The organism is Thalassotalea montiporae, from assembly GCF_053485855.1.
The window spans coordinates 640,516-653,952 of sequence record NZ_JBQRUO010000001.1; the positions used below are offsets into that span (position 1 = coordinate 640,516).

The window sequence follows — 13,437 nt, forward strand, 5'->3', positions numbered from 1 at the left end:
ACCTAATGTGAATGTGACAACATTGCAACTTAGTTGCAAAGCCCCCTGAAATTACTTCCTTTGTTATGTGCTTAACTGGCCTGATAAAAACTGTTTTCTAACGACAGGTGAAAATTTTTCAATCGCATAGCGCAGCATTGTTCTTGGCATATTTACATGGTGTTTGACTAAAAATTTGTACTCAGTGTTATAGTCTTTTTTGCCTATTTCTCTGAGCATCCAGCCAACCGCTTTGTGAATAAGGTCTTGTTTATCTGTTAATAGTATTTCGCTTAATGCTAGTGCGTCGGCGAAGTCGTCACGTTTAATAAAGTGATATGTAGCGATAATGGCGACGCGTCGATGCCAAAGGTTCTCAGAGTCTGCTAGTTGATATAGTAATGCGCGGTCTTTACTCGCCGTTTTACTATATAAATAGCCGCCAACAATTGGGTGGGCAGAGCTATCGACTAAATCCCAATTGTTAACTTGATCTAAATTTTCTAAGTAAAAATCGAATATCGCTTGATGCTCGTTTGAGCGCTTTTGTTTAAATCGGCTCACGAGTATCAGTAATGCACACAAGCGGGCTTCGTGATATTCACTGTACAATAATACGTTAACTTCACTCAGTGGGAGGCTTTTGTATTGGCTTACTATTTTTCGGATTTGTGGTACGCGAATGCCAAGAAACTTATCACCCTCGCCATATTGCCCTAGTGCTGTTTTAAAAAAGCGCGTTGAGTGTTCAGCAATTTTAGCGTCGGCCATCGCATCAAGGCTAGCTAGCACTGCAGCAGCTGATTGTATTTGTTTTATGTGCTTTGGCATAAGCTCTTAACTCTTTTACGCTTTCACTATTTTCTCGCTATTTTAGCTCTACCCGCCAAGGTGGGTTTTTTCGATTTTCGCCAGCCCAATATAGCTTTATTTTGTTGTTACTAGGGTCTTTCAGTATCGCTTCGCGCCATAGGTATCGTTGATCTGTTGGCAATTGTTCAAATGTAAAGCCCTGCTTAAGCAAGCTATCCACTTTGTTATCAAGTTCCTCACACTCAAAGTAGATAACGCTTTCGTTTGAGTTAAGCTTTTCGGTAAGTGATAGTGAGAAGGTAGCATCACCGTCTGGGCATTCAAATCTTGCGTAGTGATTTGTATCAACAATTTGAGTAAATCCCATTGCGCGATAAAAAGCGGTAGATTGAGCCATATCAACGGTTGGCAGTGTTACTTGGTTTAGGTTCAATGTTAGCGTCCTTGAATTATTATTTTTATTTCTACTCTATGAATTTTAGTCGGATTTGAAAATAAAATATTCTGGTGCAATTGTAAGAGGCTGTGTAAACCTCAATTGCACTGCTGGCAATGGCAATGGCAATGGCAATGGCAATGGCAATGGCAATAGCAAAAGGAAGAGAGTAAGAGTGACAGACTAAACCAGCATCAGGTTAAAAGTGATAATAGAGTTGCTAACACTAAACAGAAAAAAAACGATTAATATGGAATCTATTGTCTTAAATCCACTAGACCATACATAAAGCTACTGCATCGTATTTCAGTGATAAGGGTTACCTTGGCCCGATTCTAAATAAGCCTGCAGGCTTGATAAGTATTGCTGCCAACCCGATTGGCAAACCCGATAGCAATTAAGTGATGGCACTAAACCGTTATGTGTTAGACTGACATTCGTCCCGTGTTTTTGCTCTTCTAAGTGCCAAATAATATTGGTACCAAGCCATTCATCTTTCTGGTCAAGCGAAGGTAAATCGTGAAAAGCTTCGGTAACATGCCAAACGAGAGAATGGCATGGCGTGGCCTCTGCGACTGTCATCACCCAATGTGTATTGTTTTCAAAATACACACTTAGCAAGTCGCCAATTCTACTGGCACAAGTGGCATTTTCAGTCCACCATTTACACACATCCAAGGTGAGTGCAGTGTATATACTTGCTGGTTTGGCTGCGATATAAAAACTGGAGGTGAAGCTTTGCTCCATCGCTATTTGCTCGATTGTCTGCCCTAAAATTAAGTGTAATCAATTCTGAGTGTTCTGCCAGCACGCCAATAACTAGGGCCTTTGCTAGCGTGAAGTGAATTGGTTTAGCGAGTTGTGCCTGCTCACTTATCACTTATCACTTATCACTTATCAATTATTTGGGGCTTAACGCTAGCCTTGCTACTTTTAATGCATTAATAAATCGCTAGCATGCCAAGTAATGACATCGTACACTTGGATTTGTCTATAAAATAACAAAATGAAAGACTTAGCTCGCACTTATGTAATGGTAACTGCTTTGCTGACCAATAATATACCGAGCGCCTTTGAAATCGGCACAGGCTTTAAAACAGAAAAATAATGAAAAAAAATTTATATAACCTAGTGTTGGTTTGGTTGGCTTTTGTTGCTTGTTATCCTCACCTTGTCGCTGGTCAAACTAACCAGGCTTCTGCAGTTGAGCAACAAGCGGTACAAATATCGACAGTAAATGAAACTTCTGTGCAAGAAGCCAGCTCATCAGAGTCACATTGGGAGCTAGATCTTGGTTTAGTCACCACCTATCGCAATACATTAATTGATAGCATTGATGAGTTTCACAACACTATAGAACTTGATGCCGTTATTTCTGGTGGCTACTACAAAGATAACTTTTTTGCTGAAGTTGCTCCCTTATCAGGGCGTCCGTTTACTATCGGGCATATTCTTTATCAAAGCGAAACGCGGCAGGTAAGTGTTATAGCCGAGTCGTTATTTTTTGAGTTGTCAGAAGACGATCAAGAGCGCGGTAATTTACTCGATGGTATTGAAACACGAAAAGCTTCAACGGAAGTTGGCTTTGAGTACTTTGGCATCTTTAGAAAATTTGATGTGCGGATGGCCGTTGTACATGACGCATTATCAAGGCATCACGGTACGGTTGCCAGCCTTGATGTATCAAGGCCTTACTTTACCCGTCACGCAATGTTCTTACCGGGCATCAGTGTTGCTGTTTATGATGATAATGCCACCGACTATTACTACGGGGTAAGTGCCGAAGAGGCGACAAGCTTTCGACCTGAGTATCGACCTGGTGCTGCATGGGTTGGTCGAGCACGACTCTACGTTGAACGGCCAATGGATGATGACTGGTCAATTATTGCGGCGGCTAGTGTATCGCTGTTTAGCGACAATATTAGTGACAGTCCACTGGTGAGTGGCCGTGATACGGTTTATAGCTTGAGTGTAGGCATGCTATGGACTTTCTGATGGTTAGGCCGTATCGACAACTGTTAGTGAAGTTAGCCGCAACAATAGGTTTGTTATTACCTATGCTTGCGATTAATCAGGTGCAGGCTCAGGCTCAAAACAACTCTGCACCAGCAGAACCGTTGAGCCAGCAATCAAGCGAACAGGCTAATCAAGCTCGCCACACTAAGTCGCCGATGTTGATTGCGAGTCCCAATGTTTGTGAGCTCGCTGCAGGTACATACCTATGTTCAATGAAAGCTGCATTAATATGGGAAATGCCACAAGCTGGCCACTATTGTTTATATGAGCAAGAAGAATTAGAACCGTTGCAGTGCTGGCAAAACCAATGGTCAGGCAGCCATGTGATGATGTTTGAATCAGATAAGCCTATTACGTATATCTTGCGTAGTTATCAATCTGCCAACTTGCTAGGTGATGCTATAGCGCAAGCAAATATCAATGTCATCGGTACGTTAGAACAGCGCATTCGTGCCAAACGTCGTCGTCGTTTCTTACGGATATTCTAGCCACATCTCAGCAGCAACTTAGCTAAAAAATTCACTTGCTAACATGAGAGTCATACACTTTTTGACAACTAACATTGATTTATACAAGTGTGCGACATTTCTCGACATCTCAATTAAAGAAACATACAGATCTCAACTTTAAGATTTCCCTCATACCAATTGAACTAATCAATATGCATTTAATAGCAAAGGGAAATGATGATGAAAAAGTTAATCTCAACACCAGTAATCTTATCTAGTTTTGTATTCGCACTGAGCTCTGCGGCGGTTAGTGCTCAGCAATTAAGCCCAAGTAATCTAGTTGAACGGCCATTAGTCTTAGCTGATGGTGAAATTGCCGTCGGTGGGGCATTGCTCTTTGGCGAACAAACTGACGGTGACAATAAATGGCGCGCATTGCCTGTGTTTGGCTACGGCGTTACTGATAATGTTACTGTTGGATTTGGCGGTATTCGTTATCAATTTATGGAACGCTGGCAAGACAAAACAGGGCTCGAGATGACGCTAGGTTTAGGTTTAACTGGCGGGCGAGAAGTTATCGGCGCTGACGACTCTTACGGGGTTGGTCTTGATTTGTCGGGTAAGTATGTATTTAGCTCAGATACCGCACTGACTTTTGGCATCGAATATATTCATTGGCAAGAAGACAAACGCGATAATCGCGGTGAGGTTGCATTGTCAGTTGGATTTGAACAGCGCCTTTATGGTCAGTTGAGTGCCTTTGGTCAATATACCTATAGCGATTTGCACGACTTCGTTGAAGATGATTCACATGCAGGCTCACTTGGCTTAAATTACACCTTATCAAAGCAGTCTGATATTGGCGTGCTTGTGACCTACTCGAATTTTGACGCACAAGCCAATGGTTACAAGGCCGATGATATTTATGAAAAAACCGCTGGCGTGTATTACACCTATCGTTTTTAGCGGTATGATAGTGAGCGAGTTCATTTGTTTTTGGTAATTCATTGAAGCCAAGATGATGAACTCGCTTTTTAGCGCGCAAATTGCTGGCGTAGCGTTGAATATTATGCTGAGTTGTATATTAAAAGGGAGTTAGCTGCCTAATATGAAAATGAAGTTTATAGAAGGTACATTTATTAAAAGTAAGCACAAGGGAAGTAAGCAGATGGAAGATAAACATGGAAGTTAATCAAGGGCATGTCTTCTTAGTTGAGGATGACGCCAGTTTAGCGGACTTGGTTCAAGATTACTTTCAACGTCAAGGCTACCAAGTGTCTGTCGAAGGGCAAGGTGATAAAGCGGTTGAGCGAATTCTTGCCGCCAAACCGGATTTGATCATTCTCGATTTAATGCTGCCTGGCAAAAATGGGCTAGATATATGTCGAGAGCTTCGACCACAACTTGATACGCCGATCTTAATGCTAACTGCGCGAACAGATGATATTGATCAAATTGTTGGCTTGGAAGTTGGCGCTGATGATTACATCTGTAAGCCAGTTAAGCCGAGATTGCTACTGGCAAAGGTAAATGCGACCTTGCGCCGCGGTGCAAAAATCGCTAATCAAGTAGCAGCTGAGGAGGCTGCAGCTCCCGTTGCGACACAAACTATCGCACCGGGTATTATTAAGTGTGGCACCTTAACCGTTAACAAGAATAAGCAGGAAGTATTTCTTGCCAACGAAGCGATTGAACTAACCACAAACGAGTTAGAGCTGCTTTACCAATTTGTGGCGAATGCCGATCAAATATTGTCGCGTGACGATTTACTTAACACCCTACGTGGCTTTGGTTACGACGGCTTAGATCGCACTGTTGATATGTTGGTGTCGCGTCTGCGAAAGAAACTGGGTGACAACTCCACCAAGCCGAGCAAGATTAAAACGGTGTGGAAGAAAGGCTACTTATTGGTTGCTGATGCATGGCAATAAATGACACCTATTCGTTTACAATAAACACTCATTTCGCAGCAGTCACTTAATGCTACTCACTTAAAGGCACTCACTTAGCATCAGTAATGAAAAACCTTTTTATTCGGCTCTATCTGTTTCTTATTTTAACCTTGGTCGGGCTAGGTTGGAGTATTGATCTACTATACAACGCAACCTTAAATAAGGCTGTGGTAGCTGAACGCCAATTAACGTCAGATCTTGAGCTGCACAAAGGAACATTTTTCTTACTGGAGACCGAACTCAAGCGCCAACCTGCGCAAACGCGCGAGCAACATTTAACGGCAATCACCACCTCATTTGGTTATCCCGTCTCTTTACTGCATTTAGCTGAGCTAACATCGATTGCTGAGCGTGTTCAAACTCCTTTTAGTCAAGCTCAGCTGGACTATTTAAGCCTTGGTGGCATTGTTACGCTTTACGATGATATCGCTGGCGAAAGCTGGTTTTTTAAAACCTTAACGCCGACTCAAGCAAACCCTCGTATTAGCGCAGAAGCGATAAAGTTCGCCCCAGCAGAGCCAGCCAATATTATTGCATTAGGGCCAATATTGACAGAAAGCGCAGGGCAAACCGACGCTGTTTATACTTTGATATTTTTTATTGGCCTAGCATTGGTGGTTTTTATTTGGGTGTGGCCAATCTCTCGCGGCCTAATGTCACTTACCAAAGCCGCAACAATCTTCGGGCAGGGCGATTTTAGTGTACGAGCCAGCACTAAGGTGGCAAAACCTTTAGAACAACTTGTTTTGCGTTTTAATTCGATGGCGGCGCGTATCCAGCGTTTAATTAAATCGCACCAAGAGCTATCGCATGCTGTTTCTCATGAGCTAAGAACGCCAATCGCCCGCATTCGTTTTGCTATGGAAATTATTCGCGATGAAGACGATAAAGTCATGGTCAATCAATACATAGATACCATGGATAAATCGATTGAAGAGTTGGACGCCTTGGTTGATGAGCTATTAGTTTACGCGCGTTTTGACCGTGAAGAACCGCAGCTTGAGCTTAAATCTATTAATTTGGTCAATTTAGCCTATGACATATGCCATCGATTTGCGTTAACCGAACCTGAGCTAACTTTTCAAATAAATGGCATTAACTACCAAGATGCAAATGAACTAAGTGAAGTGACATGCTTGGCGGACAAAGAAGCGATGAATCGGGTGGTCGATAACTTAGTTCGCAATGCCGTGCGTTATGCTAAAACCACCATTAATATTGCTATTTCAAATGGCAGTCAACAAGCAAGTCAAAGCGGCAGCCAAGAGGGAAATACGCATTTTCAAAAGCCAGCAGCGCAGCAGGTGAAACTTGCGGTACAAGACAATGGCCCCGGGATTCCAGAGCCAGATAGGCAATCTTTATTTGAGCCCTTTGTTAGGCTGGAAGAGACATGTGATCATAAATCTGGCGGTATCGGCTTAGGGCTAGCCATCGTAAAACGCTACGTAGAGTTACATAAAGGACGCGTCGAAGTCGATCAAGCGCCGCTTGGCGGTGCGAGCTTTATATTGACTTGGCCAAAGCAGTAACGAGTCTATGTTGACTCTTACATAGCTAATGACACTAAAGCGTAACTATTTGCGTTCAAGCAGGTCCCACTTATTGCCATAAAGATCTTCAAACACCGCCACGGTAGCGTAGCTTTCTTCACGAGGTTGTTCGAGGAAATTAACACCGTTCGCTTTCATTTGCTCGTAGTCTCGCCAAAAGTCATTGGTGTTAAGAAATAGCATCACTCGTCCACCCGCTTGATTACCAACTGCAGCGAGCTGTTCATCGTTCTTTGCTTTCGCAAGCAGTAAGTGGGTGCCGGTTGTGTTTTGTGGCTTCACCACGACCCAGCGTTTGCCGTCACCCATTGCGGTGTCTTCAACCAGAGTAAAAGAAAGCTTTTGGGTATAAAACTCAATGGCATCGTCATAATCAGCCACAACTAGGGCTATGGTGGCAATGTCTTGTTGTATTGTTTTGCTCATTTATTCAAGTTCGCTAGGAATAATAACGCGGCATTATAGCTGACTCGCTTTATTTAGCTATCGGTTACCTGCAAAGGGCTAACTACTATGAGTTTAGTTACTTGTTAACATTACTCTTGAGGTGGTTCGGCGTGAAAATCAATTTGCCAATAACCAACATCTAACCATTGCCCAAATTTCAGTCCAACCTTATTAAATTGCGCTGCTTGGGTCATTCCCAGTTTTTCATGCAGACCCACACTGGCGGGGTTAGGTAAGGTAATGCCGCCAATTGCATGGCGTATGCCAAGTGCTTTTAGCTGCTCAAACAAAACTCGATATAGTTTTACGCCTAGCCCTTGTCCAAGGTGCTGAGGCGACAAGTAAACTGACACTTCAACAGCAAAGCGGTAAGCACTGCGCTCTCGCCACTTGCTAGCATAGGCGTAGCCAATTAATTGCTGTTGTTCGTTTTCAATGACTAGCCAGGGCAACTTGGCTGCTAAAACCTTATCAATTCGATGGCTAATCTCTTCTGCCGAAATAGGTGTTTCTTCAAAAGTTGCCGTTGAGGTTTCTATATAGTGATTGTAAATATCACAGATAGCTTTTGCATCTAGCGCATCTGCTTGGCTTAAATTCCTAATTGTTGTCATCTAGTTACCGTTAGTTTTACACCTGAATCTATCAAAATACTCGCAAAGTTACTTCAAGGTAAAGTGAAGAAATTTGGGGTGTAAATGACTATTTTTACTAGGCAAATTTTGATTGCCATATTTTGGCCATAGTTTATCGCCACATTGCCAGATTTTAGTTAGTTCATGCCCAAGATCTTTTGTTGAACTTGCACTTAAGCTTTCCCTACTGGAGCAACAAGGCAGTGTTCACCAATAAAACAAGAGATTACCTACAACCACAGCAATCATTTTTCTTTGCACAGGCGCGGCGAAAACGCAGGTATCAACGAATTAGACGATTTCTGATAATTGCTGTGATGGGCTGTTTGGTATTGCTGCTCATACTCTATACGCGTCAATCCATGGCATCTCAGGTTCAACGTAATGATGGGGCAACTAATCCTTATTTACTGAGCCCAATGTTAGTGTTTAATCATCCTGACCCTAAGTTGCGATTCGCTAGTGCGGTTGATACCAGCATCGATGTCGAAATAAATGGCTTAATCGCGATGGCTGAGTTTAAGCAAGTCTTTGTCAATCCGCATGGCATTGCACTTGATGGTCAGTATCAATTTCCATTGCCGGAAGATGGTGCCGTTCATTATTTACATATGCGTGTTGGCGAGCGTGAAATTAAAGGGACTATTATGGCTAAGCCGCAAGCTAGGCGGCTTTTTAACCAAGCGAAAGCGACGGGGAAGAAGGCGAGCATAGTGAACCAACATCGCCCAAACTTGTTTACTAATGAGCTAGCGAATATTCCCGCAGGCAGCGAAGTTGAAATTACCATTCGTTTAATGATGCCGGTATCAATACATAATAATCAGTATTCGTTGCGTTTACCCAGTGCAATAACGCAGCGATATCAACCTACGCGGACACAAGTCGCTGCGGAGCAAACTATAGGAAGTCGTAACTATCTTAGTAGTGATGTTAGTAGTAATGATGTTAGTAACTATGCGCGTATACGCACTCGAAGTGGGGCTTTGGAGTCTGGAACCTTAGGATCCGGTTTAGTTCGTCATTTGTCTGATACAACTCATGGTGATAAAAAGGTAGATAGTAAACTTGCGATCAATGTGCAGTTAAATTCAGGTGCTGAGCTTTCTAAAATTAGCAGTGCTAGCCATCAAATAGCAGTAGTATCCTCTGACTATGGTCGATATAACATTCAACTCGCTAGTGGCGAGGCATCAGCCGATCGCAGCTTTGAAATCAACTGGCAACTAGCGATCTCAGAAACGGTTCAAGTAGCCACCTATCATGAGCAAGTAGGAGAGGAACACTTTACCTTATTGACCCTTTACCCGCCTAACTCTTCTCTTAAGTCCCAAATTAACTCATCTCTAGAAAATCCGCTATCGGACTCTCACGAATCCGAGGTAAGCACTGAAGTGAATCAACTAGCGCGCGATATGATTTTTATTATCGACACATCAGGCTCAATGCAAGGAGCCTCAATTGCACAAGCCAAAGCGAGCCTGCAATACGCGATAAAACAACTTAATCCTGCCGATAGCTTTAATATCTTGGCCTTTGATAGCAACGTGTCGCGCTTGTTTAGCCAAACGCAAATGGCAACTAGCGAAAATATTTCCCGAGCTAAACATTTTGTCAGTGGCCTACGTGCTGACGGTGGCACCGAAATGTATCAGCCACTGAGTCAAGCACTAGTGATGAGGAGAAGCAAAGCAGTAGATGAACAGCGAGAAAATGTCCTTCGCCAGATTGTGTTTATTACTGACGGTGCAATCACCAATGAATTTGAGCTGATGCAACTGCTCTCGAATAGTACGCAAAATTATCGTTTGTATACTATTGGTATTGGCGCAGCACCCAATGGCTATTTTATGAAAAAAGCCGCGCAATTTGGTCGCGGTCACTATGTGTTTATTCAGCGCCAGCAAGACGTGCTAGATAAAATGACCGAACTTTTAGACACCATTAGCAAGCCGCAGGTTACCAACCTAGAGCTGTCTTTTAATAATGCTATTCACGCAGCACTTGATGTTTATCCAAAACGATTAAAAGACTTACATGCGGGTCAGCCTTTGCAGGTAGCGATAAAATCATCACTACCATTGACCAGTTTCGAAGTCACCGGGCAAACGCCACAAGGTGATTGGTATCGTTCAGTGGTGATTGATGAAAGCAAACTCGCTGACTCTAAATTTGCGAAAGCCATTGGTGACGAGGAGAGCGGCAAAGGAGTGTATGAAAAAGGTGTAGCCAAGCTTTGGGCGCGCAGAAAAATTGCTGACTTACTGGACGGTTTAGTCACTGGCAATCCGAAAGAGCAAATAAAAAGTGAAGTCACAACAACATCGCTTGCCTACCAAATATTATCGCCATACACGAGTTTGCTGGCGATAGAAAAGCCAGTCGCCTACCCAGAGGCCGCCGTTAAAATAGCACGAGCTAAGCGCCTTGATATCAGTGAAAAGCTGGCTAATAGTCGGTTGGCAGTGCAAGAAAGCTTGCAATTGATGATGCCACAAACATCACTTGGTTGGTTGTCGCAGCTAATGTTAGCAGCGTTATTGATGATTTCAGCATGTGCCGTTTATTGGTTTAGCGGGGTAAAGCCATTAGCTATAACGAAGGAAGGGAGAACGCTAAGCAAGGATCAAAGCACATGAAACCTTGGCAAAGGGGATTGGTGTTAGGAAGTAGCAGCTTATTAGTGTTAGGCGCAGTGATGGCGATGCATGCACTGTGGCTGCCAACCAAGTCTTGGCTCGCCCATGAGCTTATTAGCATTAGTTGGCAACATTACCGCGAAACGGGCCAATCGCTGAAGCCTTGGCCTTGGGCAGATACAACAGCGGCTGCACAGTTAAGTTTTTTGCGGCTCGAAGAAGATATTGTTGTGCTAAATCATGCCGATGCTACCTCGCTGGCATTTTCAGCGGGGATGATAGCGCCCTTCAATCGCGTTGATAGTGAGTCAACTATTGCTATTGCTGGCCACCAAGATACGCATTTTCGATTGCTCGCCAATATCAAAGTCGGGGACGAAATTAAACTCACCACCGCTGATGGCCAAGAGCGGTATTATCAAATTTTTGGCAGTGACATTGTCGAAGAATCAGCGATGCTAAGTATAGCGCCAAGTCAGGGCGGGCTGGTATTAGTGACTTGTTATCCTTTTAGTGACTTAACTAACTTAACTAGTTTAACGGGCGATAGTCCGTTAGCTAGTGTTGAACCCGCGTCGAAGCGACTCATAGTTTATGCATTACCAGTTTACAAACAGCCAGTTTACCAGCCACCAGTTAAATAGACCTTTGGTTATTAACGACTTACGCTCGATACCTAGGGCGTGTTGAACTTTCAGGGTTGTTTTTGCAGCAGTCTGTTTGGGTTTTATACCAGGCGGCACTTGTGTAGTGTAGTCATTCTCCATAAATAAGTGCCAACACAGTAGAAAATTCAAACAGACGCTGCCCTGCGGGTTCATCTAAACGCTTCCTGCTCATTGTTGCTCGCTTTTTACATAGAACGACTATGCGACAAACCGAGCGCCGCGATCAGAAAGCGTTTAGATTGAACAAAATTCAATCTCGAAAGGTCAACACGCCCGAGTATTCACGTTACTTAGCGTGTACTACTGAAATTTTGAATTCTCACCTATAGTTAGTATTTAATAGTTGTAAAGCGTTTAGAACTCTGGAGCCTGTTTAATCTAAACGCTCGCTAAAGTGCTAATTAAGAGTGGTAGCGAATAAACTGCTCAGTATTACCTAACTCGATAATAATAGTGCAGCGCAAGGCTGCGATAATAAAGGTATTGGTTGTTATGGACAGCAAAGTGGATTCCAACGCACAGGGGGCTTTGGTTCAGCTCGATGTGCTTAAGTTGGTGCTAGACAATATCGGCGCCTGTGTCTTTATCAAAGATACTAATGGCTGTTACACCTATGTAAATCAGCTCGTCTGTGAAATGTTCAACCGGCCAAAGGAAGAGATCATCGGTTATGATGACCATCATTTGTTTTCACTAGATAAGTCGGATGACATCAGTAAAAACGATGAGCAAGTGCTTAAGTATGGCAAAACCATATCTGCAGAAGAGAGAAATATTATTGCTGAAACGGGTAAAGTTTGTTTTTGCCTAGCCGTTAAAAAGCCATTGCTTGATTGTGCAGGTAACATTATTGGCATGTTTGGCGTGGCAACTGATATTACCGAGCGCAAGCGCATGGAGCTCGAGATCAAACAAAACAATCACCTGCTCGACACCATACTCTCCAATATTGATGCTTTCGTGTACATGAAAGATCGCAACTATCGCTTTGTTTATGCCAATACCAAAACATTGGAGTTATTTAATAAAAGCATTGATGAATTGCTAGGGCATCGGCTTGACGAGTTAGTTCCTCCTGAGAGCGTAAGTAATTTTAATCGCATGGATGATCAACTGTTCGCCACTGGCAAAAAGCAGGTGGGTGAAGAGCATTTTGTTGATGATAAGGGCGAAGACAAATATTACTGGTCTACTAAGATCCCCTTATTTGATGGCGATAACGAAATAAATCGGTATATCGGTTTCTCGACAGATGTGACCGAACTTTCAAAGTTAAGGTTTCAGTTAGAGCAGCAAGTACAAGCTGAAATTCGCAAGCGCATGCAGCAAGAACAAAGAGCCATTACTGACCCGCTAACTGGGCTTTACAATCGATTTAAGTTAAATGAAACCATGGATAGCGAATTAGGTCGCGTTCGACGTTATCGCAAAAGTAGTAGCATCATTATTATCGACGTTGATCACTTTAAGGATATTAATGATGAACTGGGCCATCAAGAAGGCGATAAAGTATTACAAGCCATGGCTAAAATTATTGCATCGCATATACGAGCAGCTGATATTGCTGGTCGCTGGGGCGGTGAAGAGTTTTTAGTTATTTGCCCTGAAACGGATTTGGATGGCGCAATACAAGTTGCCGAGAAAATCAGAAAGGCGATTGAGTCAGCGCCTATCGCATGTGTTAAAAACCGTACTGTCAGTGCTGGGGTTGCCGAAGCACGAGGGCATGAGCAAGTCTCGCATTTTATTGGCCGTGCGGATATTTGCCTTTATCAGGCCAAACGCTCGGGTCGTAATAAGGTCTGTTACTAGCCTAATTGGACAAATACGGATGAAAGATAAGTGATTTA

Annotated in this window: 13 protein-coding genes; 8 read left to right on the forward strand and 5 right to left on the reverse strand. The window is 43.1% G+C overall.

From position 1 onward, the window contains the following. Nucleotides 1-63: 63 nt before the first annotated feature. From ACSLUR_RS02695 to ACSLUR_RS02705, 3 genes are all read right to left on the reverse strand, one after another. Entirely contained in the window at nucleotides 64-810 is a 747-nt protein-coding gene (locus ACSLUR_RS02695; RefSeq protein WP_448551558.1) for a DNA alkylation repair protein, read from the reverse strand. A gap of 37 nt (nucleotides 811-847) precedes the next feature. Next, on the reverse strand, nucleotides 848-1,225 hold the full coding sequence (locus ACSLUR_RS02700) for a VOC family protein (protein ID WP_448551560.1): 378 nt from the start codon (nucleotides 1,223-1,225) through the stop codon (nucleotides 848-850). 309 nt (nucleotides 1,226-1,534) lie between these two features. Continuing rightward, nucleotides 1,535-1,975: an SRPBCC family protein gene (locus tag ACSLUR_RS02705; protein WP_448551562.1), complete on the reverse strand. Its 441-nt coding sequence runs from the start codon at nucleotides 1,973-1,975 to the stop codon at nucleotides 1,535-1,537. Between the two features lie 360 nt (nucleotides 1,976-2,335). Between ACSLUR_RS02705 and ACSLUR_RS02710 the strand changes: the two genes are divergently transcribed. From ACSLUR_RS02710 to ACSLUR_RS02730, 5 genes are all read left to right on the forward strand, one after another. Continuing rightward, nucleotides 2,336-3,223 (forward strand): MipA/OmpV family protein, encoded by an 888-nt coding sequence (locus ACSLUR_RS02710; RefSeq protein WP_448551564.1) that lies wholly within the window; start codon nucleotides 2,336-2,338, stop codon nucleotides 3,221-3,223. Next, on the forward strand, nucleotides 3,211-3,732 hold the full coding sequence (locus ACSLUR_RS02715) for a DUF3019 domain-containing protein (RefSeq protein ID WP_448551566.1): 522 nt from the start codon (nucleotides 3,211-3,213) through the stop codon (nucleotides 3,730-3,732). The genes ACSLUR_RS02710 and ACSLUR_RS02715 overlap by 13 nt, the downstream gene beginning before the upstream one ends. Before the next feature lie 201 nt (nucleotides 3,733-3,933). Then, complete coding sequence (locus tag ACSLUR_RS02720) at nucleotides 3,934-4,659, forward strand: hypothetical protein (protein ID WP_448551568.1); 726 nt, start codon at nucleotides 3,934-3,936, stop codon at nucleotides 4,657-4,659. Nucleotides 4,660-4,874: 215 nt separating this feature from the next. Further along, a complete protein-coding gene (locus ACSLUR_RS02725) occupies nucleotides 4,875-5,624 on the forward strand; it encodes a response regulator (protein WP_448551570.1) in 750 nt (249 codons plus the stop codon). 86 nt (nucleotides 5,625-5,710) lie between these two features. Next, nucleotides 5,711-7,177, forward strand: a complete 1,467-nt coding sequence (locus ACSLUR_RS02730; protein ID WP_448551572.1) for an ATP-binding protein — start codon at nucleotides 5,711-5,713, stop codon at nucleotides 7,175-7,177. Nucleotides 7,178-7,222: 45 nt separating this feature from the next. On the opposite strand, the gene ACSLUR_RS02735 is transcribed toward ACSLUR_RS02730, so the two are convergent. Next, nucleotides 7,223-7,624, reverse strand: coding sequence for a VOC family protein (locus tag ACSLUR_RS02735; RefSeq protein ID WP_448551574.1), 402 nt, complete (start codon nucleotides 7,622-7,624; stop codon nucleotides 7,223-7,225). Nucleotides 7,625-7,734: 110 nt separating this feature from the next. Next, nucleotides 7,735-8,259, reverse strand: a complete 525-nt coding sequence (locus ACSLUR_RS02740; protein WP_448551576.1) for a GNAT family N-acetyltransferase — start codon at nucleotides 8,257-8,259, stop codon at nucleotides 7,735-7,737. A gap of 224 nt (nucleotides 8,260-8,483) precedes the next feature. Between ACSLUR_RS02740 and ACSLUR_RS02745 the strand changes: the two genes are divergently transcribed. From ACSLUR_RS02745 to ACSLUR_RS02755, 3 genes are all read left to right on the forward strand, one after another. Next, on the forward strand, nucleotides 8,484-10,919 hold the full coding sequence (locus ACSLUR_RS02745) for a marine proteobacterial sortase target protein (protein ID WP_448551578.1): 2,436 nt from the start codon (nucleotides 8,484-8,486) through the stop codon (nucleotides 10,917-10,919). Beyond that, the gene (locus ACSLUR_RS02750; RefSeq protein WP_448551580.1) at nucleotides 10,916-11,563 is read left to right on the forward strand and encodes a class GN sortase; all 648 of its coding nucleotides are present in this window, start codon (nucleotides 10,916-10,918) and stop codon (nucleotides 11,561-11,563) included. Before ACSLUR_RS02745 ends, ACSLUR_RS02750 begins: the two co-directional genes overlap by 4 nt. Nucleotides 11,564-12,079: 516 nt before the next feature. After that, nucleotides 12,080-13,399 carry a sensor domain-containing diguanylate cyclase gene (locus ACSLUR_RS02755; protein ID WP_448551583.1) on the forward strand — a complete coding sequence of 440 codons (1,320 nt, stop codon included), beginning with the start codon at nucleotides 12,080-12,082 and terminating at the stop codon, nucleotides 13,397-13,399. Nucleotides 13,400-13,437 lie beyond the last annotated feature (38 nt).